Below are 23876 nucleotides of genomic sequence, written 5' to 3' on the forward strand. Positions count from 1 at the left end.
CACCCTCTCAGTTGGCCTGAGAATACAAGATCCACGCACCGGAATGCGCGGAATATGGTATGCAACTGACCGCATGCCATCCTTGTTATCTAACCTCACCGTTTACAACTTTCAGGACCGTGCCCTGAAGTGCATTGAAGTTGTGTCCGGCACCGCGCACGGTCACCAGTTTAGCATTGAGACCGCGCGATGCCGCCTTGCTCACATAGTCCTCACTGAGTACCGGAAACGTGTTGTTATCATCAGTCCCAACGACGAGCGTAATACGCGTTCCGCGGGCGATTTTTTTGACCTGTTTGTGCGGCGACTGACTGCCGCTTTTTGTCCAGGCGGACCGTCCGCGCATGTTGCGCCATTTCGAGATGTCGCAAGGGCAGGACACAAGTACTGCACTGTCAACCAATCCCGGGGCCAACCCCAAAACACCGCCGACCTGTGCCGCACCTCCGGAATGTCCGACGGCAACAACTTTGCTTGTTCCGATCTGCTGCGCCATGTCCTGAATGGTCTGAGCAACCAGGCCGTTGTTTCGCTTTGTATAGTGATCGCGGCGATTGTTGTTGGACCCTTTGGATTTCAATCCGGACCCGTCCCCGTATCCCGGCCTCAACAGGGCAAGCACAGTAACACCCCGGTTGGCTGACGCGATTTTCGAGGCAATGTTATAATGGTAGTTGGCCGGTCCGCCACTGCTGACATCCCCGTGAAGCACAACGACCAGAGCCTTATTCCCTGATCCAAAAACCTTGCCCTGAAGAGGGCTGGGAGATTGTGCAAAGGCAAATGCCGAAAAGGCGACCCATAGCAGGGCCGCCAAGCTTAAACGTAATCCGGCCAGCCGGCTCATCCAATCGCTTCCAGCACAGCCTCACCCAGCTGCGCCGGGCTTTCGGCCACGACGATGCCGGCACTGCGCATGGCTTCGATCTTGTCCTCGGCACCGCCCTTGCCACCGGCGACAATGGCGCCAGCGTGGCCCATGCGACGTCCCGGAGGGGCCGTGCGGCCTGCGATGAAACCGGCGGTCGGCTTTTTGCGACCCTTCTTGGCCTCGTCCGCCAGGAACTGCGCGGCTTCTTCCTCGGCCGAGCCACCAATCTCACCGATCATGATGATGGACTCGGTCTCGTCATCGGCCAGGAACCATTCCAGCACGTCGATATGCTCGGTGCCTTTGATCGGATCGCCGCCGATACCCACGCAGGTGGACTGGCCCAGCCCCACATCGGTGGTCTGCTTGACGGCCTCATAGGTCAGGGTGCCCGAACGCGACACAACGCCGACCGAGCCGCGCTTGTGGATGTGACCGGGCATGATGCCGATCTTGCAGGCGTCCGGAGTAATCACACCGGGGCAGTTCGGGCCGATCAGGCGCGATTTGCTGCCTTCCAGTGCACGCTTCACCTTCATCATGTCCAGAACCGGGATACCTTCGGTGATGCAGACGATCACTTCCATCTCGGCATCAATCGCTTCGAGGATCGAGTCCGCTGCAAAGGGCGGCGGCACATAGATCACGCTGGCATTGGCTTCGGTCACGTGCTTTGCCTCGTGGACCGAGTTGAACACGGGCAGGTCAAGATGGGTCATCCCACCTTTGCCGGGCGTCACACCGCCGACCATCTTGGTGCCATAGGCGATGGCCTGTTCGCTGTGGAATGTGCCCTGCGAGCCGGTAAAGCCCTGACAGATCACTTTGGTATTTTCGTCGATGAGGACTGCCATCTGGCGTTCTCCTATTTTAGGCGGGCCGCGGCCTGCCAGAATTCTTCGGAAAGGTGAGCCGAAGCCCACCCCACGGAATTGAGATTAACCTTTGACGGCCTTCACGATCTTCTCGGCACCGTCTTTCAGGTTGTCCGCCGCGATCACGTCCAGGCCAGAGGTGTTGATGATCTCTTTGCCCTTTTCGACATTCGTGCCTTCCAGACGCACGACCAGCGGCACCTTCAGGCCGACCTCTTTCACCGCGGCGACAACGCCTTCGGCGATGACGTCACAGCGCATGATGCCGCCGAAGATGTTGACCAGAATGCCTTTGACCTGCGGGTCCGAGGTGATGATCTTGAACGCTTCGGTCACTTTCTCTTTGGTCGCGCCGCCGCCCACGTCGAGGAAGTTGGCAGGCTCAGCACCATACAGCTTGATGATATCCATCGTAGCCATCGCCAGACCCGCACCGTTAACCATACAGCCGATCTCGCCATCCAGCGCGATGTAGTTCAGGTCATATTTCGACGCTTCCAGTTCCTTGGGGTCTTCCTCGGTCGTGTCGCGCAGCTCGGCAATATCCGGATGGCGGTAGACCGCGTTGCCGTCAAAGCCGACCTTGGCGTCCAGTACCTTCAGGTCGCCGCCGTCGGACACGATTAGCGGGTTGATCTCCAACATCTCCATGTCCTTCTCGATGAAGGCATTGTAGAGCTGGTTCATCAGCTTGACGCATTGCTTGACCTGAGCACCTTGCAGGCCCAGCGAAAACGCGATGCGGCGGCCGTGATAGGGCTGATAGCCGGTGGCCGGGTCAACCGAGAAGGACAGGATTTTCTCGGGCGTGGCTGCGGCCACCTCTTCGATGTCCATGCCGCCTTCGGTCGAGCAAACGAACGAGATGCGGCTGGTCTGACGATCCACCAGAAGGGCGAGATACAGTTCGCGTTCAATCCCCGAACCTGCTTCGATGTAAATACGGTTGACCTGCTTGCCGACCGGTCCGGTCTGATGGGTGACCAGCGTGCGGCCCAACATCTTCTTGGCTTCCTCGGCGGCTTCCTCGACCGATTTGGTCAGGCGCACGCCGCCTTTTTCCCCGGCGTCGGCTTCCTTGAACGACCCCTTGCCGCGCCCGCCCGCATGAATCTGTGCCTTGACCACCCAAAGGGGGCCGTCCAGTTCACCGGCAGCCGTCTTCGCCTCTTCCGCGCGCAGAACAACGCGGCCATCCGAGACCGGAGCCCCATAGCTGCGAAGAAGGGCTTTGGCCTGATATTCGTGAATGTTCATCGAAATTGTCCCGTCTGACTACGATTACACCGATATAGGCGTGTCTAGGGATCAAGTTTAAAGGGTTTTTTGACGTGTAACGGTTTTTTGTCGAAGATTTTTCATATTTGTGATCACGGGTTTTTGGGGTGTGATCACAAAATTGAAGTTGCACGCAAATGATTCGAAATTTGTAGGCAAGCAGGGAAAAACGCATCCAAAAAAGACGTTTGCGCCAACATTACCGACGTTGAGCGCGAAGACCGCAACTTAGCATATTTATTGAATGACCCAAGCCACCGGTCATGACCGATGTCAACCGACACCGGGTTTTGCGAAAACCATCAAGAGCAGGCGCCAGAGACGCAATCAGACACTTCCGAATTATCAGCTTTCTGCCTGGGCCAATTCCACCAGCGGTTTCTCGTTGGTCTGATGCCGCGCTACGAACTTGCTCAGCCTGCGTCGATCCGGGACAACCTTTGCCGTTGCGGTCAATAACCCTTGCGTCTCAGCATCCGGAAAAATGGCCCGTATCTCGTCCAGCGCGTCCTGCCCAAGCGTTTTGCGCGCCTCTTCCCCCAACAACAACGTTTCGCTGGGCAGACCGTTCGCGAATACGACCTCGTGGCGCTGGCACAGGAAATGGACGTATGTGACGCAATCTGCATCTGTGTCGACGCAGACACCGGGAAGGTCGGTTAGCTTCACCGCTGGAATCAGAATTTCCCGGTCGCCAAACATACGTTCAGCTATTGGGGACCGGGCCATGACGCGGTGCTGTCTTGAAACATGCAGATCGGTTTTGGGATACCCGTCCCCAAGCGCGTCGGCATGAATGACGATCGGGCGAAGGTTGGGCTTTGCCTGTAACTCATTTGCGTGAATTGTTCGGGCATTGATCCAACGTATCGTTTGCGGCCCGTTGTCCAAGGTCAGGACTTCGTCACCGGGTGCAAGATTTTCCACGGGTACAGGCCCGCTTGGCGTTTCGATCAGGGTTCCTGCGGAAAAGCAAACGGTATTGGCTGTCAGATCCACATCGTCGATGTAAACCTGACCAGCGTTCCCACCGGTTCTTCCGCCCATGACGAAGTCCCAGCCATCCTGGCTGGTTGTTATCCATTCGTTACCCGGAATAGAGCCACTGACGGTGTCGGGACCAAAACTGGCGGTCACGTTTCCAGAGGCATCGACGCTGACTGAAAAATCTGCAGCAGCAGGCGAGCTCATGTCACTGACGGAGGTGGAGCCAATTATCGCGCCGTTCCAACGAATTTCAATCACATTGCCTGAATAGCCCGCTGTCCCCCAGTTAAAGGGGGCAAGGCGAATGGAAAGCCCGGTTGAAACCCCCTGTTCCTCGGTCGAACTCAGCGATGCCGGGTCGCCAAGGTTGAAAGTCAAACCGTCGGATTCGCCATCGCCCCACGGGCCGGGCGCGGTTATGAAATCCAACGTCATATTGGCGTCGAAATGGTTCACCCGTTCCGATCCGCTGAGGTTGGCGTTGAGGTCCAGCCGGTTTTCCTCACCCTGTCCCGAATAAAAGACGAATTCGTTGTCGCCGTCGCCAGAATTGGGCGAGTTGAGAACCCCCAGATTGGTACCGTTTGTTCCGTATTCCGTGGCGCCGTTAAGATTGTCGCCGTCGCCGTCGGGATCAAATGTATTGGTGTATGTAAAGGTTCCCAAACCAAACGCTCCTTGTTTCAAGCGAAAATCAATAGATCACTCGGGTCTTGTCCAAAGTCGCCGAGGCTATCTACCGAAATTGTGGCAAAATTCCAGTTTCTATGGGCGAAAAATCATTGAATTACAAATGTTTACGTAACGTAATACCTCGAGTTCCAGTTGATATGATTCTTGCCCGGTAATTTGTTTTGAGCAGCAATAAATCAAAAGCCGACGTGCTGAGGTGGTTCGATGAGTCCTTGCCGGTAAATACGAAACCTGTCGCTCGATGCCGGGCCGAGGCAATGACCCGAGGGAACAAGGCCTCTGCTTTTCTGTTCAGGGCTGATTCATCAAAAAAGAAGCCCCGTCAAAATTCTGACGGGGCTTCGGAATATCAATGTCTGTCACGTGGACCGGTGCCGGTTCACGATAAATCGCTGACCTGTATTAGCCCAGCGAGTTGTCGATGCCCTTGCAGGCTTCGATCAGGCCCTTCACGGCGTTGACCGAGTTGTCGAAACCGGCCTGTTCTTCTTCGTTCAGCTTGATGTCAACGATACGCTCGATGCCGCCCGCGCCGATCACGGTGGGTACGCCCACATACATGCCTTCAACACCCAGTTCACCGTCACAGTATGCGGCACAGGGCAGAACGCGTTTCTGATCTTTCAGATAGGCTTCGGCCATTTCGATGGCCGAGGTTGCGGGGGCGTAGAAAGCCGAACCTGTTTTCAGCAGGCCAACGATCTCGGCGCCGCCGTCACGGGTGCGTTGCACGATTGCGTCCAGTTTCTCCTGTGTGGTCCAGCCCATCTCGACCAGATCCGGCAGCGGGATGCCCGCAACGGTCGAATAGCGTACCGACGGCACCATGGTGTCGCCGTGGCCGCCCAGAACAAAGGCAGTGACGTCGCGCATGGACACGTTGAACTCTTCCGACAGGAAATGTGCGAACCGGCCCGAATCCAGAACGCCCGCCATGCCGCAGACCTTGTTGTGTGGCAGGCCCGAGAACTCGCGCAGGGCCCAGACCATCGCGTCCAGCGGGTTGGTGATGCAGATGACAAACGCATCCGGGGCGTTGGCAGCGATGCCTTCGCCGACCGATTTCATCACTTTCAGGTTGATGCCGAGCAGGTCGTCGCGGCTCATGCCCGGTTTGCGGGGCACACCTGCGGTCACGATGCAGACGTCGGCACCAGCGATATCCTCGTAGGACTGGGTGCCTTTCAGCTTGGCGTCAAAGCCTTCGGACGGACCGGATTCGGCGATATCAAGCGCCTTGCCCTCCGGGGTGCCCTCGGCGATGTCGAACAGGACAACGTCACCAAGTTCTTTCATAGCTGCGAGGTGGGCGAGCGTGCCGCCGATCTGACCTGCGCCGATCAGCGCGATCTTGGGTCTGGCCATTTGGAATCTCTCCGGTCGGTTTTGAAATCGCGATTTTGCTAGTCGCTAAAACGGCATTGCGCAAGGGTTCCGCGACGCGGCATGCGACCGCATACCGTTTGCGCCGGTCCGACCGATTGCGCTAAAGGTCCTGAGAAACCGGGGTTTCGGGGCCGCCGCATGTTCGAATTGAATCTGACGTTTTTTGCTGTGGCGATCCCCGCCGTGATCTTTGCGGGTATCTCCAAGGGCGGGTTCGGTTCGGGCGTGGCCTTTGCCTCGGCCTCGATTCTGGCGCTGATACTTGAACCCGGACAGGCGCTTGCGCTGATGCTGCCGATCCTGATGATCATCGATCTGGCCACACTCCGCCCCTACTGGAAACGCTGGAGCTGGCCCGACGCCCGCCTGTTGATGTTGGGTGCGGTGCCGGGCGTGGCGCTGGGCGCGTGGCTCTATCGCGCGACCGATGCCGACCTGCTGCGCCTGTTGATCGGCGGCATTTCTGTCGGGTTTGTCCTCTGGCACCTGGCGCAATCCCGCGGCTGGATGAAACCTGCCGCGCGCCGCCTGCCAGCAGCCGCGGGCCTGTTCGCCGGGCTGGTTGCCGGTTTTACCAGCTTTGTCAGCCATGCCGGTGGCCCGCCCGCCGCTGTCTATCTCTTGTCACAACGCCTGTCGAAAACTCAGTTTCAGGCGTCCACCGTTCTGGTCTTCTGGGCCGTTAACATCGCCAAGTTCATTCCCTATGCCTATCTGGGCATGTTCACCTGGCACACAGCCCTTGCTGATCTGCTACTGGCGCCATTTGCTGTTCTTGGCGCTTGGCTGGGCGTTCGTGCCCACTGGATGATGTCCGAGCGCCTGTTTTTTGGCATCGCCTATGTGCTGCTGACACTCACCGGCACCAAACTGATCTGGGATGCGTTGAGCTAGACGTTGGGTGGCAACCCATCGGCCAGCGCCTCATAGCCCTGACCCGAGGCGATCAGGCAGGATGTTCCATCCGGCAGGGTCACAACAATGGTCCAGCTGCCAGTCCCCTCTGAGGCAAAAACCTCCATCACCGCACCTTGCCGGGCCATGCCGATGCCCCGGCGTGTCTCGCCATATGTCTCGGCCAGCCTTTGGATCACATCCATGCGCGGCGCACAATTGCGGGGTTGGGCGTTCAGCTGCTGCGCCGCCAACACCATGATCCCCAGCCCCATGGTCATCTTGAAAACTGTCTTCTTCATCTCTGGCCCCTTCTTTCATCCGATGCTCCAAAGGGTGCCGCACCCTTTGCGAAATACCGTTAAGACGGCGTGCGTTGCGCCGCCCGCAGCGTCAAATGCTGCATCGCGGCGATTTTGCGCTTGAACTTTCCGGCAAAAAATGCCCCATTCCGCGCAACTTTATTTCTCTGGGAGAAGCCAATGGACCCGCGCCAGCGCCCCTATCGTTCCGTTCTTTACATCCCCGCCTCAAAAGAGCGGGCGCTGGACAAGGCCCGTAACTTGCCGGTCGATGCGATTATTTTCGATCTGGAAGATGCAGTTGCAGCGGACGAAAAGGACAACGCGCGGGAAACTCTCAAGGCTGCACTGGCGGCCGGTGGATATGGTGAACGTGTCAGGATCGTGCGAATCAACGGGCTGGACACCGAATGGGGTCGCGCCGATGCCGAGGCCGTGCGCGATATGAACGCCGATGTCGTCCTGCTGCCCAAGGTCAGCTCCGCCGCGGATGTGGACGCGCTGGCGGCAATCACTGGTGATCTGCCTATCTGGGCCATGATGGAAACGCCGCGCGGGATGCTGAATGCGGCTGAAATTGCTGCTCACCCACTGATGGCCGGTTTTGTCATGGGAACAAACGATCTGGCCAAGGAACTGCAAACCCGCTTCCGCCCTGATCGCTTGCCAATGATGACCTCGCTTGGTCTGTGCCTTCTGGCTGCCAAGGCCGAGGGGCTGGTTATCATCGATGGCGTCTACAACGCGTTCAAGGATGACGAAGGGCTGGCCGCCGAATGCGCGCAGGGCCGCGATATGGGTTTTGACGGTAAAACCCTGATCCATCCGGCCCAGGTTGAGGTCACCAACGCTGCCTATGCCCCCTCGGATGCCGAGATCGATCTGGCCCGCCGTCAGATCACCGCCTTTGAAGAGATCGAGGCGCAGGGGCAGGGGGTTGCCGTTGTCGATGGCAAGATCGTTGAAAACCTGCACGTTGTAACTGCCCGCGAAATTCTGGCAAAAGCAGAAGCGATAGTAGCTTTGCAAGCGGGGTAAGCCAGCAATGGGCTTTGTTCTGTTAATTCTGGGTGTGGCACTTTGGTGGGCCGCGCATCTTTTCAAACGTGTGATGCCTGAACAGCGTGCCGCAATGGGCAACGCGGGCAAGGGCGTTGTCGCGCTGGCGCTGGTGGCGTCGATTCTGCTGATGATTTTCGGCTATCGCATGACCGATTTCATCTACGTCTGGTCGCCGCCGACCTTCATGATTCACATCAACAATCTGCTGGTGCTGATCGCCATTTATTTGATGAGCCCCGCCGGGCAAAAGGGGCGTTTGCTGAACGGAATGCGCCATCCGATGCTTGCGGGTTTCAAAACATGGGCTTTTGCGCACTTGCTGGTGAATGGTGATCTGGCCTCGATCGTCCTGTTCGGTGGGTTGCTGGCATGGGCCGTGGTCGAAGTGATCGTGATCAACAGGTCCGAACCCGACTGGACGCCGGGAGAGCCCGGTACAGTGGGTAAGGATGCGATGTTCTTTGTCGCCTCCATCGTTCTGCTTGGCATCATCGGATATGTGCATGGTCTTGTCGGACCCTCGCCATTCCCCTCGTAAGGATTTGATACTATGGCTAAACTCTACCGCCTTCTGACCGAGGAAGACACTTCGGCCTTCTGCCACAAAGTTTCAGATGCGCTGGCAAAAGGGTGGGAGTTGCACGGCTCTCCTTCGTATGCATTCGACCCGGCCAACAACGTGATGCGCTGCGCGCAGGCGGTAACCAAAGAGGTTAAGGCCGATTACTCACCCGAAATGAAACTGGGACAGCAATAATGGCGAAAACAAATCCGGGCCACTTTTTCGAGGATTACTTTGTCGGGCAGGTTCTGCACCATGCGGTGCCGCGCACCGTAACCGATGGCGAGCGCGCGCTTTATCACGCGCTTTATCCGGCGCGCCATGCGCTCTACTCCTCGGATGAATTCGCCCGGAATTGTGGCCTGCCGCAAAGCCCCATCGACGATTTGGCCGCATTCCATGTGGTGTTTGGAAAGACGGTCCCGGATATATCCCTCAACGCGGTCGCCAATCTTGGCTATGCCGAAGGGCGCTGGCTGAAACCGGTTTATCCCGGCGATACGCTTCGGTCCGAATCCGAGGTGATCGGCCTCAAGCAGAATTCCAACGGCAAGACCGGCGTTGTCTGGGTCCGCACCCGGGGTCTGAACCAGCGCGACGAAGTGGTGATCGAATATGTCCGTTGGGTGATGGTGCGCAAATCGAACCTCGACGCCCCCGCGCCCGACACCGTTGTGCCCGAACTTAAAAAGGCGCTGGATCCGCAGGATCTGGTGGTGCCGCAGGGGCTCGATTTCTCGAAGTACAGCTTTGTACAATCCGGAGAGTCGCACCGGTGGGATGATTACAAAACGGAAGAAACGATCGATCACATCGATGGTGTGACCGTAGAAGAGGCCGAGCACATGCTGGCCACCCGCCTCTGGCAGAACACCGCCAAGGTGCATTTCGACCTCACTTTCCGCTCCGATGGTCGCCTGATCTATGGCGGCCACGTCATCTCGATGGCGCGGGCGCTGTCTTTCAACGGGTTGGCAAATGCGCAGATGGTTGTGGGCCTGAACGGTGGCGCCCATGCAAACCCCTGTTTTGCAGGCGACACCATCAAGGCCTGGAGCGAAGTACTGGACAAGGCCGAAACGGATGTGCCGGGCGTCGGAGCAATCCGTCTGCGTCTGGTTGCAACCAAGGGCGGTGACCCGTTTGTGCTGCGCTCGGATGACGGTAAATACAGTCCCGATGTTCTGCTCGATCTGGATTATTGGGCGCTTATGCCTATGTAATAAAGGGCTTTTCAGACCGTGGCACAGTCGTTGTACCACCTGACATTCATGTGATCGCAGACGCCATATTTCATGCTAGTCTGCGATCATGAAAGCTCTGCGTTGCCTTGCCGTGTCCCTATGCCTCGCGCCTCCAGCGGCGGCCTGCGATCTGGCATTGGCATTGGCAGTGGACGTGTCGGGGTCGGTGGATTCCAATGAGTTCCGAATACAGATGGACGGCCTGGCTGAGGGACTGCGTGATCCGGTTGTCTCCGAGGCTCTGGTTCGGTCAAACGCGCGCCTGATGCTGGTGCAATGGACCGGCGCATCGCGACAACAGATCACCATTCCTTGGACCCATATCGACAGCTTTGACAGACTCGAAACCTTTGCGCAGCAAGTTGCGCAGGACCCAAGGGTCTGGCGAAACTTCTCCACCGCGATAGGAGAAGCCCTTGAAACCACGATACCTGCGTTTGAAGAGGTTCGGGAATGCGGCAGGCATCTGATTGATATCTCTGGGGACGGCATTTCAAATGAAGGGATCGAGCCCGCCAAGCTGCGCCAATCCCTGCGCAGTCACGGCATTACGGTGAATGCAATTGCAATTGAAGAAAGTGAGCCGGACCTTACGGCGTATTTCTTCGAGAACGTCATAGTCGGAGAAGGCGCATTCGTTGTTTCAGCGGCTGGTTTCCGGGATTATCCTGAGCGCATCCGTAAAAAATTACTGCGTGAGGTCACGCAGCAAACCGCTGGTCTGCGCTGAATTTCAGATTCGTGATCACAAGTGCGCCACGTTGATATCGCTCACATAGTTAGCTTGGCCATCAGTTTGTGATCACATGATCATTTTGCGTGATCACATAACTTCGATATCTGTAGACATGCGTCAATTTTCGCTTCTTTTTGCACTTGCAGCGCGTGACAGTGTCGCAAAATGCGGTAAAACGTTCGGTAGCCAACCGGAAAGGAGCCACCATGGCCGATGTGAATCGGGGCAATCGCCCGCTCTCACCACACCTGACGATTTATCGTCCTCAGCTGACCTCGGTCACCTCCATCCTGACCCGGATCACCGGGAACGCGCTGATCGTTGCCGCTCTGCTGATCGTTTGGTGGTTCCTTGCCGCTGCAACTTCACCCGAAGCTTACGCCTTTGCCAATGGGGTCATTACCTCAGTGTTGGGCGATCTGGTCATGGCGCTATCACTTTGGGGGATCTGGTATCACACGCTGGCCGGTGTCCGGCATCTGATCTGGGACAATGCCATCGGGCTGGACATCCCCACCGCGTACAAGCTGGGCTGGGCGGTGGTGATCGGATCGTTCATCCTGACCATCCTGACCCTTCTGATAGTCGCATAACGGAGGCGGACGATGCGTTATTTAACTGACCGCAAACGCGCTGTTGGCATGGGCTCGGCCAAGTCCGGGACCGCTCATTTCTGGGCCATGAAGGTCAGCTCGGTGGCTTTGCTGATCCTTGTGCCCTTGTTTATCTTCACGTTCGGACCCGTTCTGGGCCAGCCGTATGACGTGATGCTGGATTATTATTCGCGACCATTCCCGGCCATCGTGGCTGCGCTGACCCTGATCGTTGGCTTCAAGCATTTCGCTGACGGTGCACAGGTGATGATCGAGGATTACGTGCATGGGCTCATGCAGAAGATTCTGATCATTCTGGTGATCTGCTTGTCCTACGCCGCCGCTGCGACTGGCCTGTTCGCCATCGCGCGCATTGCCCTTTAAAGACCGGAGCTGAAAGAAATGGCTGCTTACGAATACGAAACGCACGAATATGACGTGGTCGTGGTCGGCGCCGGTGGTGCGGGTCTGCGGGCCACGCTGGGCATGGCCGAACAGGGATTGCGTACTGCCTGTGTGACCAAGGTTTTTCCAACCCGTTCACATACCGTTGCTGCGCAAGGTGGTATCGCGGCGTCGCTGTCGAACATGGGCCCGGATAACTGGCAATGGCATATGTACGATACCGTGAAGGGATCGGACTGGCTGGGTGACACCGATGCGATGGAGTACCTCGCCCGCCACGCGCCCAAGGCTGTCTACGAATTGGAACACTATGGCGTTCCTTTTTCGCGCACCGAAGAGGGCAAGATTTATCAGCGTCCCTTTGGTGGCCACACGACCGAGTTCGGCGAAGGCCCTGCCGTTCAGCGCACCTGCGCCGCCGCCGACCGGACCGGCCACGCCATCCTGCACACGCTTTATGGCCAATCGCTGAAGAACAACGCCGAATTCTACATCGAGTATTTTGCCATCGACCTGATCATGTCTGACGATGGTCAGTGTCAGGGCGTCGTCTGCTGGAAGCTTGACGACGGCACCATGCATGTATTCAACGCCAAGATGGTAGTGCTGGCGACCGGCGGCTATGGTCGCGCCTATTTCTCAGCCACCTCGGCCCATACCTGCACCGGTGACGGTGGCGGTATGGTGGCCCGTGCCGGGCTGGCCCTGCAGGACATGGAGTTCGTGCAGTTCCACCCGACCGGCATCTATGGCTCGGGCTGTCTGATCACCGAAGGCGCGAGGGGTGAGGGCGGTTACCTCACCAACTCGGAAGGTGAGCGGTTCATGGAGCGTTACGCGCCCCAGTACAAGGATCTGGCGCCGCGCGACTATGTCTCTCGCTCGATGACGATGGAAATCCGCGAGGGTCGGGGTGTTGGTAAAGATGGTGATCACATTCACCTGAACCTCAGCCACCTGCCAGCCGAAGCGCTACACGAGCGTCTGCCGGGTATTTCGGAATCGGCCAAGATCTTTGCCGGTGTTGATGTCACCAAGGAACCCATCCCGGTTCTGCCTACCGTGCACTACAACATGGGCGGCATTCCCACGAACTATTGGGGTGAGGTTCTGAACCCGGTTGCTGACGATCCGAACGCCGTTGTTTCGGGACTGATGGCCGTGGGCGAGGCGGGTTGCGCATCCGTTCACGGAGCAAACCGCCTGGGTTCGAACTCGTTGATTGACCTTGTGGTCTTTGGCCGGGCGGCCGCCATTCGTGCGGGCAGGGTGGTGGACCCCGAGGCCCCGAACCCAGTGCTGAATCAGGCTTCGGTCGATCAGGCGTTTGACCGTTTTGATGCGATCCGCAATGCCAGCGGTTCGATCCCGACCGCTGACCTGCGGCTTGAAATGCAGAAAACCATGCAAGCGGACGCCGCTGTTTTCCGTACGGCAAAAACAATGGCCGACGGCGTTGAAAAAATGACGGCCATTGCGGCCAAGATGGATGACATCCAGGTTTCCGACCGCAGCCTGATCTGGAACAGCGACCTGATGGAAACGCTTGAGCTGACCAACCTGATGCCGAACGCGCTGGCCACGATCATCGGTGCCGAGGCGCGTAAGGAATCCCGTGGGGCCCACGCACACGAGGATTTCACCGAGCGCGACGATGAGAACTGGCGCGTTCACACGATCAGCCATATCGACGGCAACAAGGTCGACCTCAGCTATCGTCCGGTCATCGTTGACCCGCTGACCACCGAAGACGAAGGCGGCATCAGCCTCAAGAAAATCGCGCCCAAGGCGCGGACCTTCTAAGGAGAGGAACACATGGTACAACTGACCCTCCCGAAGAATTCGCGCATCACGACCGGCAAGACATGGCCTAAACCTGACGGTGCGACCAATGTCCGAAAATTCCAGATTTACCGCTGGAACCCGGATGACGGCCAAAACCCGCGTGTGGATACCTATTTCGTCGACATGGACGATTGCGGGCCAATGGTTCTGGACGCGCTCATCTATATCAAGAACAAGGTCGATCCGACGCTGACCTTCCGCCGGTCCTGCCGTGAAGGAATTTGCGGGTCCTGTGCGATGAATATCGACGGGATCAACACATTGGCCTGCATTTATGGCATGGATGAAATCAAGGGTGATGTGAAAATCTATCCCCTGCCGCATATGCCGGTTGTCAAGGATCTGATCCCCGATCTGAACCATTTCTATGCCCAGCACGCGTCGATCATGCCGTGGCTGGAAACCAAGACCAACCGCCCGGCGAAAGAGTGGAAGCAGTCGATCGAAGATCGCAAGAAACTGGATGGGCTTTATGAGTGCGTGATGTGCGCCAGCTGCTCGACCTCGTGCCCCAGCTATTGGTGGAACGGCGACCGGTATCTTGGCCCGGCTGCGTTGTTGCATGCGTATCGCTGGATCATCGACTCGCGGGATGAGGCAACGGGTGAGCGTCTGGATCAGCTGGAAGACCCCTTCAAGCTTTATCGCTGCCACACCATCATGAATTGCGCCAAGACCTGCCCCAAAGGTCTGAACCCCGCAAAGGCAATTGCCGAAATCAAGAAGATGATGGTGGAACGGACCGTCTGAACCAAAAAATGAAAAAAGCACTGGCCGCGTTGCGGCTGGTGCAAAGCGATGTTGCGAAATTGTGCGGTGCAGCCGCTTCGCCAACAGCCTAGGCTGATCGTCGGGGAGGAGTGATCAAACCAAAAAGGTCACCCCAATGGACAAGAGCCGTAATTCGGAAAAAACAGATGCAGCAGAGGCGCTGAAACTGCTGGAGCAGGCATGGGCCTATTACACACCTGAACCGGTTTATCCGGCGTCCGAACATGAACCTGAGCTTTTCGAATATGCAAACGCCGCCTGAAGCTTAGTGCGTTAAAGTCGATTGAATTTATCGAAGGAAATGGGCAAACCGAAAGAATGCCCATTCTTCTTTTGCTACTTGCCGCCGGTGTATTTGCCTACTTCCTGTGGCGCGCGCGGACAACAACTTTGACTAGGGATTGCCGGTGGCGACAACACCGCAAGGAAGGCCGATGGGTTTGTACCTACTGCGGCGCCAAATCAGAAGGTGACGCTCAGCCGACGCAATGTATGCGAAACAGGTCTTAAATCCACTTGCGTGTCAGGGTTTCCTATTCGGGCAGTTTGCGCCAATCTGCGTGAAACTTCCGAAAGGGCAATCATGAGCCACCCACCATCCGACGCCAACGCCCGGCGCGCAATCGCCCCTGTCATCTGTTATCCGAATGATACGCTGCCCAAGCCAGATATGGAATTCTATGCTAAGGCCCGTGTAGAAGCCGAAAAGGTTTCGGAAACGGTGGTCCCTCCGCGTGATGCGCGGTGCTTTGAGGTTCCGGCCGGACATTTCTTTCGCATCACTTCGGTGGACGGCCCGCAGGTCGGCGATCTGAACCTCTGGAATCGTGACGACCTGTTGGAACGCTTCTATTCCGGCAAGACCCGGGCGTTGCACGGCACCCATATATCCACCGGTGAACGTATGTGGTCGAGCTTTCCGTATCTGCGACCGATGGCGACGATCACAGAAGATACTCTAAGCTGGTATGGCATAGATCAGTATGGCGGTTCGGTTCATGACGTGATTGGAACCAGGTGCGATCCCTATACGGGCAACCTGCTTTCCGGATCGCAATACCATCACTGTTGCCACTCCAACCTGACGCGGGCTCTGGCGGACCACTTGTCCATACCGCTAGCCGAAGCTGAACCGCACGTTCACGACGTTCTGAATGTTTTCATGTGCACCGGGTTCACCCGTGATACGGGGCAGTATTTCATGAAAGCCTCACCGGTCCGCCCCGGCGATTATCTGGAGTTCTTTGCCGAGATCGACCTTCTTGGCAATCTCAGCGCCTGCCCGGGCGGCGATTGCTCGTCGGAACATTCATCCGATACTGCGGCCTGCTATCCGCTACTAGTGGAAGTGTTTGCGCCGAATAACAGCGCACTGTCAGATTGGATAAGCCCTGCTCGTAACGGGTACGACCGCACGCACGGAAGCTAAGGGCGATTTCGAAGGATCCGGGCGAAGAAAGGTTTCGCCCGGATAGAATTATCATTCAGCGTCAGGAAATGCTGCCTGCAGGGCGATCTCGACCATATCGCCAAAGCTGCTTTCACGCTCCGACGATGGCAAGGCCGCGCCGGTCAGCAGGTGATCCGATACAGTTAGAACGGCCAGAGCCCGGCATTTGTGGCGCGCGGCGAGGATATAGAGCTCTGCTGCCTCCATCTCGACCCCGAGAATTCCATGGCGCACCATCTGTTCATTCAGGTCGGGGCGTTCGTCATAGAAAACATCCGAGGAATAGATACCGCCGATATGGGTTGGCGTGCCTTTCGCCTGCGCGGCCTTAGCGGCGGCCTGCAACAGCCCCCAATCTGCACAGGGTGCGAAGTTCAGCTCTTTCATGATGCCACGCGACGGCGTGCTGAGCGTGGTGGACGTCATCGCAAGGATGACATCACGCACATCAATACTTTCCTGCATTCCCCCGCATGAACCAATTCGGATCAGGGTTTTTGCGCCAAAGTCGCGGATCAGTTCATTCACGTAAATGGACAGCGACGGCATTCCCATTCCGCTGCCCTGAATTGTGACCGGAAATCCTTTCCAGGTTCCGGTAAATCCCAACATTCCGCGGACGTTGTTAATTTGCCGGACATCGGTCAAAAAAGTCTCGGCCGCCCATTTGGCCCGATATGGATCACCTGGCAGCAATACAGTTTCTGCGATGTCGCCTTTTTCTGCGCCTATGTGAATTGTCATCTTCGCCGCCTCGATCAGATTTCCAGATCGGATATGTCGGCCCCGGCTTTCAGCGCATCATGTACCCATTGCGGTTTGCGACCGCGCCCAGACCAGGTTTGGTCGGAATTGGATGGATTGCGGTATTTGGCCTTTGCCTTAGCCCCTTTTGCCGAACGGCGCGCATCCCCAGACAACTCCGCAAGCGAAAAGCCATACTCTGCCGCTGCCTTTTCCGCGGCCTCAAGCGCCTCACGGCGTTCGCGTACTTCTGCCTCTTTCAAAGCATCGTCGATATTGCCCCGCAATTCGGTCAATTCCTTGCGGGTCATTTTACTCAGGTCGATTCCCATCATTATCTCCGTATGGCGAAAGCCAATTAGGTGGCCAATTTTTTGGCCACCGTAATTACATACATCGCCATTATCCATCCCTCAATTATTGGGGAGGACGTTAGAGTTATTCAGCGGCAATATCCTTGGGATCGGCCAGCGTAATGATGTCGCCCATTATCGAATTCAATTCGAAATTCTTCGGCGTATAGATTTTGGCTACACCCATTTCGCGCAGCCTTTCTGCATCATCATCGGGAATAATACCGCCAACTACCACTGGAAGTTCCCCGAGCCCCGCTTCGCGCAGGCGCACCATCACGTCCTCAACCAGCGGAAGGTGGCTGCCGGACAGGATCGAAAGACCGATCACATGGGCTTGTTCCTCTGCGGCCGCCTTGACGATTTCCTCGGGCGTCAGACGGATGCCTTCATAGCTGATGTCCATCCCGCAATCCCGCGCGCGGAACGCGATCTGTTCGGCACCGTTCGAATGGCCATCCAGCCCCGGCTTGCCGACCAGGAACTTCAGGCGGCGGCCCAGCTGATCGCTGACAGCATCCACGGCGGCGCGCAGATCGTCCAGTCCTTCGGTCTTGTTGGAAACCGAACCCGATACACCGGTCGGGCCACGATAGGTGCCATAGGCCTTGCGCATTTCCTCGGCCCATTCGCCTGTGGTTACACCGGCTTTGGCGGCTGAGATTGATGGCTCCATAATGTTGGTGCCGGCTTTTGCCGCCTCACGTAGTGCGGCCAGCGCGGCCTCGACCGCCTGACTGTCGCGTGAGGACTTCCAATCATTCAGGCGATTGATCTGTTCCTGCTCGACCGCCGGGTCGACAACCATGATTCCCCCGTCCTCGGTCTGAAGGGGCGAGCTTTCGCCTTCGATCCACTTGTTCACACCGACGACAACCGTTTCGTTCCGCTCGATGCGGTTCAGGCGCTCGGCATTCGAATCAACAAGACGGGATTTCATGTATTCGATCGAAGCAACCGCGCCGCCCATGGACTCAAGATTGGCCAGTTCTGCCCGCGCGCCGTTCTTCAGCTCTTCGACCTTGGCATCGACAACCTGATTGCCGTCAAACAGATCGCCATATTCCAGCAGGTCGGTTTCATAGGCCAGAATCTGTTGCATCCGCATCGACCATTGCTGATCCCATGGGCGCGGCAGACCCAGCGCTTCATTCCAGGCCGGAAGCTGTACTGCGCGTGCGCGGGCTTTTTTGGAAAGCGTCACCGCCAGCATCTCGATCAGGATGCGATAAACGTTGTTTTCGGGTTGCTGTTCGGTCAGGCCCAGCGAGTTCACCTGTACCCCATACCGGAATCGGCGGAATTTGGGGTCCGTCACGTTGTAACGCTGTTCAAGGATTTCGTCCCAAAGGTCGACAAAGGCGCGCATTTTGCACATTTCAGTGACAAAGCGGATGCCCGCATTCACAAAAAATGAGATGCGCCCGCAAAGGGCCGGGAAATCTTCGGCTGGTACGCGTGGGCGCAATTCGTCCAGAACCGCAATCGCAGTGGCCAATGCATAGGCCAGTTCCTGCTCGGGCGTCGCACCCGCTTCCTGCAGGTGATATGAACACACGTTCATCGGGTTCCATTTGGGGACGTTGGTGTAACAGTACTCGGCCACATCAGCGATCATTTTGAGGGATGGCTTGGGCGGGCAGACATAAGTTCCGCGGCTCAGGTATTCTTTGATCAGGTCGTTCTGAACCGTACCTTGCAGGCTGGAGATATCCGCCCCCTGTTCTTCGGCAACGGCGATATACAACGCCAAAAGCCACGGCGCCGTTGCGTTGATGGTCATTGAGGTATTCATCTGCTCAAGCGGGATCTGATCGAACAGAACACGCATGTCACCAAGATGGCAGATGGGGACGCCCACCTTTCCTACTTCGCCGCGCGCCAGAGTATGATCGCTGTCGTACCCGGTTTGGGTGGGCAGATCGAATGCCACGGAAAGGCCGGTCTGACCTTTCGCCAGATTGGACCGGTAAAGCTGGTTCGAGGCTTTGGCGGTGGAGTGACCCGCATAAGTCCGGATGAGCCAGGGGCGATCTTTCTGCGTCTGCGTCATGACAAGAGCCTCGTGCTTGAGTGGGCAATAATATTTCACTGTAGCGTTCTAAATCGCAATTTTTGGGATATGTCAATTCGCTGCGTTGCGGCATCCACAGGTTTCTTCAGATTGTTCCCGCTGGCGATTGGTGGCAGGGTGCAGCTATGTGGCAGACCGTAGAAGTTCCGATTTGGCTGTTTGTGTTGATCGTCGTGTTTGCTGCGGTCACATTTGCCTCGCATTTTCTTTTTCCGTCCGTTCGTTGGTTTTTTCGGCGTCGTCTGGAACGGGCAGTCGCAAGGCTGAATCAACGGCTGCAGCGCCCGATACAACCGTTCAAGCTGGCGCGGCGTCACGATATGATTCAGCGCCTGATCTACGATCCTCAGGTCGGTAAGGCGGTACAGGAACATGCGCGCGAAACCGGTATCCCCGAGGCGGTCGCGTCGGAACAGGCTCGCAGGTACGCGCGGGAAATCGTGCCTTCGTTCTCGGCCTTTACCTATTTCAGCTTTGCCATCCGGCTCGCGCGCTGGCTGAGTAACGCCTTTTATCACGTTCGGCTGAGTTACGAGGACGAAAAGGCGCTGAAAGACATTGATAGTGATGCAACGGTTGTGTTCGTCATGAATCACCGCAGCAACATGGATTATGTTCTGGTTACCTATCTGGCTGCACAACATTCGGCACTGTCTTATGCGGTGGGGGAATGGGCGCGTGTCTGGCCACTCAGCCGCCTTATCCGGGCGATGGGGGCGTATTTCATTCGTAGAAAATCCGGGAGTGAGCTCTACCGTCAGGTTCTGGCCTGTTACGTACGGCATGCGACCGAGGCCGGTGTCACGCAAGCTATGTTTCCCGAAGGCGGGCTGAGTCTGACGGGCGGCCTTGGGCGACCGAAACTCGGGTTGTTGAAATATATTCTTGACGGAACCAGCGTCGACGGAAAAGACGTCGTTTTTGTTCCTGTCGCGCTGAATTATGACCGGGTTCTAGAGGATACGATACTTACCCGCGCGGCGCTGGGCAGCGAGAGGCGCTTCCGGGCAAGAATCGGGGTCATCACGCGCTGGTTTCTCAAGCAAATCTGGTTGCGCCTGATCGGGCGCTATCGCGGATTTGGTCTGGCATCGGTGCGGTATGGTACTCCGATTTCCTTGCGCGCCTTCAGAAAGGGTGGGGAGCGGGATTTGATGACCGATCTGGCGCGCGAGCTGATGGCAAGGATTGGCGCTGCCATCCCTCCAGTTCCAGCACCTGCTGCGTGTCGGCTTGTTCGCGAGAACGGGTCTATGCCGGAGGAGGTCGTGAAAGAGCGGATCTGCAAAACTCTTGAGCGAAATGGCGGCCAGCCCCAAAGCTGTATTGAAGATACAAATGCGGCCATTGAGCAGCTTGTGGAGCGGAGAATCCTTTGCCGCGCGGAAGGCCTGTTATTGCCTTCGATCGAGCGGCTGGACTTGATGGAGTATTACGCCGCATCGGCTCCGGTCGTAGACGATATCTCTGATGCTGCGAGTGCAAAGGAGATTTCTGCATCCGCTGGGTCATAAAATTACAAAACTATGCCCAAAAACTATTGCATTGTTTCTTTGGGGCTAATATTTCCTCCTTTGAGGTTCGCGATTCTGCGTCGCGGCAACGGAATTGAACAAAGGAGGCCACCATGGCTTTGGACACGGACAGCGGTATCGCGTCATACGAGGCACCCGAAAAAGACCTCTATGAGATGGGAGAGATCCCTCCGATGGGCTACGTGCCCAAACAGATGTATGCTTGGGCCATCCGCAAGGAGCGCCATGGTGAGCCGAACACGGCCATGCAGCTTGAAGTGGTCGACGTCCCAAAGCTCGACAGTCACGAAGTGCTGGTTCTCGTGATGGCGGCGGGTGTGAACTACAACGGTGTCTGGGCGTCGCTGGGCACGCCGATCAGCCCGTTTGATGGTCACAAGGCACCCTATCATATCGCGGGTTCGGATGCGTCGGGCATCGTTTGGGCTGTCGGTGAAAAGGTCACTCGCTGGAAAGTCGGCGATGAGGTCGTGATCCACTGTAATCAGGATGACGGTGACGACGAACATTGTAACGGTGGCGACCCGATGTATTCGGATTCGCAGCGCATCTGGGGTTATGAGACTCCCGACGGCTCGTTCGCACAGTTCACCAATGTTCAGGCACAGCAGCTGATGCCGCGTCCGAAACACCTGACCTGGGAAGAAAGCGCCTGCTACACTCTGACTCTGGCAACCGCCTACCGGATGTTGTTCGGGCACGAGCCGCATGACCTGAAGCCAGGCCAGAACGTTCTTGTCTGGGGCGCGTCGGGCGGTCTGGGCTCATACGCGATCCAGCTGATCAATACGGCGGGTGCGAATGCGATCGGCGTGATCTCTGACGAAAGCAAGCGCGACTTTGTCATGGGGCTGGGCGCCAAGGGTGTTCTGAACCGCAAGGACTTCAATTGCTGGGGTCAGCTGCCGACAGTAAACACACCGGAATATGCCGAGTGGTTCAAAGAGGCCCGCAAGTTTGGCAAAGCCATTTGGGACATCACCGGCAAGGGCGTGAACGTTGACATGGTGTTCGAACATCCAGGCGAAAGCACCTTCCCGGTTTCCACCTTTGTTGTGAAAAAAGGTGGCATGGTTGTGATCTGCGCCGGAACCACCGGTTACAACCTGACCTTCGACGTGCGTTACATGTGGATGCACCAGAAGCGCCTGCAGGGTTCACACTTCGCGCACCTCAAGCAGGCGGCGGCGGCCAACAAGCTGATGGTCGAACGGCGTCTTGATCCGTGCATGTCCGAAGTGTTCACCTGGGCCGATCTGCCCGAGGCACATATGAAAATGCGCCGGAATGAACATAAGCCCGGCAACATGTCTGTTCTCGTTCAGGCACCGCGCACTGGTCTGCGTACGCTGGAAGAAGTTCTCGAAGCGAAAGACTAATCGCGCAAAAAACACGACTGGAAAGCCCGCGAATCGCTTCGGTGAGTCGCGGGCTTTTTCATTGTGAAACTGGCCTCAGAAGTTTCAGTCCGTTACAACTCTGTGTCTCGCTATTTTTGGGGAGTAGAAACCGGTGAATATTCGCACCAGTGCCTTACATGCTATGGTTGTGTTAACCTTTCGTTAACTCTTTCGGAGAGACCCTGATGGCGCAAAATGAGTGGATACTGGACGTACTGTCGGATCTCAGAACTTTCGCCGCCGCGAACGGGATGAGTACGCTTGCCGAACAGCTTGATGATACCAAGCTGATCGCCGCAACCGAGATCGCGTCCCAACAAGATGAGGCACGGGCGCCAGTTTATGGGAACGAAAGTCGAATTGAGCCAGGTCCTGGGAGATTTGGAAGACACCAACTCGCTTGAAGACTTAGAGCGGATAGCGATTTCCATCAGGGACAGGCTTGGTGTTGCTCATATCATCTATCACTGGGTAGACAGCGCCGGCGATCAATATGGGTGTACCACCTATCCGGATGCCTGGGCTGAACGGTACCTGGAAAGAAATTACCACAGAATTGATCCCGTAATTCTGGGGTGCTTTCAAAGGTTCCAGCCGGTTGACTGGAAAACACTTGATTGGTCGGGCAAAATCGCCAAGGCGTTCTTGCAAGATGCGCTGAGTCACGGGATCGGGAATCAAGGCTATTCAATTCCCATCAGAGGGCCGAACGGTCAGTTCGCTCTGTTCACCGCCAACCACAGCTGTGATGATGAAACTTGGCAGGGTTTTATGAAGACCTATGGCCATGACCTGATTCTGATTGCGCATTTTTTTAACAAGAAAGCGCTTGAATTCGAAAGCGACCGGACACCTGAAACGTCCTGCTCATTGTCTCCGCGGGAAGTCGATGCAATGACCTTGCTTGCACTGGGATACAGCCGTGCACAAGTCGCACATTCACTGTCGATTTCCGAGCATACGCTAAGGGTTTACATAGAAAGCGCGCGCTTCAAGCTTGGGGCGCTCAACACCACCCACGCCATTGCAACGGCAATGAGTAGAGGCTTAATAGTGGTTTAACGGGCGTTCGATAGTCACACGGTAAATTAACCACAAGTTTGTACCCCCTTTGTTCCAGACATGGACGACAAGGGGAACAAGTCATGCTGCGTTATGTGTATGCCGATGAATTATTCAAATATCCGAAACTTGCTGAAGGGATGTTTCAGGATCGCGCAGATCAGTTCAAGACCCGGCTGGGGTGGGACGTTCAGATCAACGAAAAGGGTGAAGAGCGGGATGAATACGACGACCTGAACCCCCTTTATGTGATCTGGGAAGAAGAAGATGGCAGTCATGGCGGTTCGATGCGAATTCTGCCGACAACGGGCCCGGTCATGGTCAATGATGTGTTCGGTCATCTGACCGGGGGCAAACCTGTTCGTAGCCCGCTGATCTGGGAGGTGACGCGGTTCTGCCTGTCCCGCACGGCCAGCGCCCGGACGGCGGGCGCAATCATGCTGAGTGGGGGCGAGGTCATGGAAGGTTTCGGGCTGACCCACATCGCCGGGGTATTTGACGCACGTATGGTTCGCATCTATCGGCTGATCGGATCATCCCCGGTTATTCTGGGTTCGGAAGGTGAAGGCCGGGATCAGATTTCTGTTGGTCTGTGGCCGTATTCCCCGGCAGATTGCGCGCGTGTGGCTGAAAGGGCGGGTGTCCCCAGGGAACTGTCACGCATGTGGTTCAACGCGGCTTTCGGGAAGATGGCCAAACCCCGGTTCGCCCTTTCGGCCTGATGCCAGCGATTTCCTTATTCCGCATCTGGTGA

The 23876-nt window shown here is 56.8% G+C and carries 25 protein-coding genes; 16 read left to right on the top strand and 9 right to left on the bottom strand.

Annotation, left to right across the window (positions count from 1 at the left end):
- Window positions 1-85: 85 nt before the first annotated feature.
- The 5 genes from ACR0NA_RS12860 to mdh all read right to left on the bottom strand — a co-directional run bounded on the left by ACR0NA_RS12860 (window position 86) and on the right by mdh (window position 6069).
- Window positions 86-847, bottom strand: coding sequence for an alpha/beta hydrolase family protein (locus tag ACR0NA_RS12860; RefSeq protein WP_480729408.1), 762 nt, complete (start codon window positions 845-847; stop codon window positions 86-88).
- On the bottom strand, window positions 844-1725 hold the full coding sequence (gene sucD, locus ACR0NA_RS12865; protein ID WP_058278790.1) for a succinate--CoA ligase subunit alpha: 882 nt from the start codon (window positions 1723-1725) through the stop codon (window positions 844-846). The genes ACR0NA_RS12860 and sucD overlap by 4 nt, the downstream gene beginning before the upstream one ends.
- A gap of 84 nt (window positions 1726-1809) precedes the next feature.
- Window positions 1810-3003 (bottom strand): ADP-forming succinate--CoA ligase subunit beta, encoded by a 1194-nt coding sequence (sucC, locus tag ACR0NA_RS12870; protein ID WP_170654678.1) that lies wholly within the window; start codon window positions 3001-3003, stop codon window positions 1810-1812.
- Window positions 3004-3369: 366 nt separating this feature from the next.
- Entirely contained in the window at window positions 3370-4677 is a 1308-nt protein-coding gene (locus ACR0NA_RS12875) for a Hint domain-containing protein (RefSeq protein ID WP_480729409.1), read from the bottom strand.
- Between the two features lie 429 nt (window positions 4678-5106).
- Window positions 5107-6069 carry a malate dehydrogenase gene (mdh, locus tag ACR0NA_RS12880; protein ID WP_480729410.1) on the bottom strand — a complete coding sequence of 321 codons (963 nt, stop codon included), beginning with the start codon at window positions 6067-6069 and terminating at the stop codon, window positions 5107-5109.
- Window positions 6070-6228: 159 nt separating this feature from the next.
- On the opposite strand from mdh, the gene ACR0NA_RS12885 reads away from it, so the two are divergent.
- Complete coding sequence (locus tag ACR0NA_RS12885) at window positions 6229-6984, top strand: sulfite exporter TauE/SafE family protein (protein WP_480729411.1); 756 nt, start codon at window positions 6229-6231, stop codon at window positions 6982-6984.
- Here the strand turns inward: ACR0NA_RS12885 and ACR0NA_RS12890 are convergent.
- Window positions 6981-7286: a hypothetical protein gene (locus ACR0NA_RS12890; RefSeq protein ID WP_480729412.1), complete on the bottom strand. Its 306-nt coding sequence runs from the start codon at window positions 7284-7286 to the stop codon at window positions 6981-6983. The two genes, ACR0NA_RS12885 and ACR0NA_RS12890, sit on opposite strands and share 4 nt — an antisense overlap.
- A 180-nt stretch (window positions 7287-7466) precedes the next feature.
- On the opposite strand from ACR0NA_RS12890, the gene ACR0NA_RS12895 reads away from it, so the two are divergent.
- From ACR0NA_RS12895 to ACR0NA_RS12945, 11 genes are all read left to right on the top strand, one after another.
- Entirely contained in the window at window positions 7467-8324 is an 858-nt protein-coding gene (locus tag ACR0NA_RS12895) for an HpcH/HpaI aldolase/citrate lyase family protein (RefSeq protein ID WP_480729413.1), read from the top strand.
- A gap of 7 nt (window positions 8325-8331) precedes the next feature.
- A complete protein-coding gene (locus ACR0NA_RS12900) occupies window positions 8332-8886 on the top strand; it encodes an NnrU family protein (RefSeq protein ID WP_480729414.1) in 555 nt (184 codons plus the stop codon).
- Window positions 8887-8898: 12 nt separating this feature from the next.
- Window positions 8899-9105 carry a DUF1737 domain-containing protein gene (locus ACR0NA_RS12905; RefSeq protein ID WP_480451495.1) on the top strand — a complete coding sequence of 69 codons (207 nt, stop codon included), beginning with the start codon at window positions 8899-8901 and terminating at the stop codon, window positions 9103-9105.
- Window positions 9105-10133 (top strand): MaoC family dehydratase, encoded by a 1029-nt coding sequence (locus tag ACR0NA_RS12910; protein ID WP_480729415.1) that lies wholly within the window; start codon window positions 9105-9107, stop codon window positions 10131-10133. The genes ACR0NA_RS12905 and ACR0NA_RS12910 overlap by 1 nt, the downstream gene beginning before the upstream one ends.
- 88 nt (window positions 10134-10221) lie before the next feature.
- On the top strand, window positions 10222-10884 hold the full coding sequence (locus ACR0NA_RS12915) for a DUF1194 domain-containing protein (protein WP_480729416.1): 663 nt from the start codon (window positions 10222-10224) through the stop codon (window positions 10882-10884).
- Window positions 10885-11096: 212 nt separating this feature from the next.
- Window positions 11097-11483, top strand: a complete 387-nt coding sequence (gene sdhC, locus ACR0NA_RS12920) for a succinate dehydrogenase, cytochrome b556 subunit (RefSeq protein ID WP_170654698.1) — start codon at window positions 11097-11099, stop codon at window positions 11481-11483.
- Window positions 11484-11495: 12 nt separating this feature from the next.
- Complete coding sequence (gene sdhD, locus ACR0NA_RS12925) at window positions 11496-11867, top strand: succinate dehydrogenase, hydrophobic membrane anchor protein (RefSeq protein ID WP_170654700.1); 372 nt, start codon at window positions 11496-11498, stop codon at window positions 11865-11867.
- A gap of 18 nt (window positions 11868-11885) precedes the next feature.
- A complete protein-coding gene (sdhA, locus tag ACR0NA_RS12930; protein WP_480729417.1) occupies window positions 11886-13691 on the top strand; it encodes a succinate dehydrogenase flavoprotein subunit in 1806 nt (601 codons plus the stop codon).
- Between the two features lie 12 nt (window positions 13692-13703).
- Window positions 13704-14483: a succinate dehydrogenase iron-sulfur subunit gene (locus ACR0NA_RS12935; protein WP_170654704.1), complete on the top strand. Its 780-nt coding sequence runs from the start codon at window positions 13704-13706 to the stop codon at window positions 14481-14483.
- Window positions 14484-14619: 136 nt separating this feature from the next.
- The gene (locus ACR0NA_RS12940; protein WP_170654706.1) at window positions 14620-14766 is read left to right on the top strand and encodes a hypothetical protein; all 147 of its coding nucleotides are present in this window, start codon (window positions 14620-14622) and stop codon (window positions 14764-14766) included.
- A 321-nt stretch (window positions 14767-15087) separates the two neighbouring features.
- On the top strand, window positions 15088-15933 hold the full coding sequence (locus ACR0NA_RS12945; RefSeq protein ID WP_480729418.1) for an urea carboxylase-associated family protein: 846 nt from the start codon (window positions 15088-15090) through the stop codon (window positions 15931-15933).
- Window positions 15934-15984: 51 nt separating this feature from the next.
- Here the strand turns inward: ACR0NA_RS12945 and deoD are convergent, their stop codons facing one another.
- The 3 genes from deoD to ACR0NA_RS12960 all read right to left on the bottom strand — a co-directional run bounded on the left by deoD (window position 15985) and on the right by ACR0NA_RS12960 (window position 19104).
- Entirely contained in the window at window positions 15985-16698 is a 714-nt protein-coding gene (gene deoD / locus ACR0NA_RS12950) for a purine-nucleoside phosphorylase (protein ID WP_480729419.1), read from the bottom strand.
- 14 nt (window positions 16699-16712) lie between these two features.
- Window positions 16713-17030, bottom strand: a complete 318-nt coding sequence (locus ACR0NA_RS12955; protein ID WP_170654904.1) for an H-NS histone family protein — start codon at window positions 17028-17030, stop codon at window positions 16713-16715.
- Between the two features lie 106 nt (window positions 17031-17136).
- A complete protein-coding gene (locus tag ACR0NA_RS12960; protein ID WP_480729420.1) occupies window positions 17137-19104 on the bottom strand; it encodes a methylmalonyl-CoA mutase family protein in 1968 nt (655 codons plus the stop codon).
- Window positions 19105-19250: 146 nt separating this feature from the next.
- Here ACR0NA_RS12960 and ACR0NA_RS12965 point away from each other — a divergent pair, with 146 nt between their 5' ends.
- The 4 genes from ACR0NA_RS12965 to ACR0NA_RS12980 all read left to right on the top strand — a co-directional run bounded on the left by ACR0NA_RS12965 (window position 19251) and on the right by ACR0NA_RS12980 (window position 23844).
- Window positions 19251-20639, top strand: a complete 1389-nt coding sequence (locus ACR0NA_RS12965; protein WP_480729421.1) for a 1-acyl-sn-glycerol-3-phosphate acyltransferase — start codon at window positions 19251-19253, stop codon at window positions 20637-20639.
- A gap of 113 nt (window positions 20640-20752) precedes the next feature.
- On the top strand, window positions 20753-22039 hold the full coding sequence (ccrA, locus tag ACR0NA_RS12970) for a crotonyl-CoA carboxylase/reductase (protein ID WP_170654716.1): 1287 nt from the start codon (window positions 20753-20755) through the stop codon (window positions 22037-22039).
- A 363-nt stretch (window positions 22040-22402) separates the two neighbouring features.
- Window positions 22403-23122, top strand: coding sequence for a helix-turn-helix transcriptional regulator (locus ACR0NA_RS12975; protein WP_170654718.1), 720 nt, complete (start codon window positions 22403-22405; stop codon window positions 23120-23122).
- Between the two features lie 83 nt (window positions 23123-23205).
- Window positions 23206-23844 (top strand): acyl-homoserine-lactone synthase, encoded by a 639-nt coding sequence (locus ACR0NA_RS12980; protein WP_480729422.1) that lies wholly within the window; start codon window positions 23206-23208, stop codon window positions 23842-23844.
- Window positions 23845-23876 lie beyond the last annotated feature (32 nt).

The organism is Ruegeria sp. C11 (assembly GCF_056537725.1).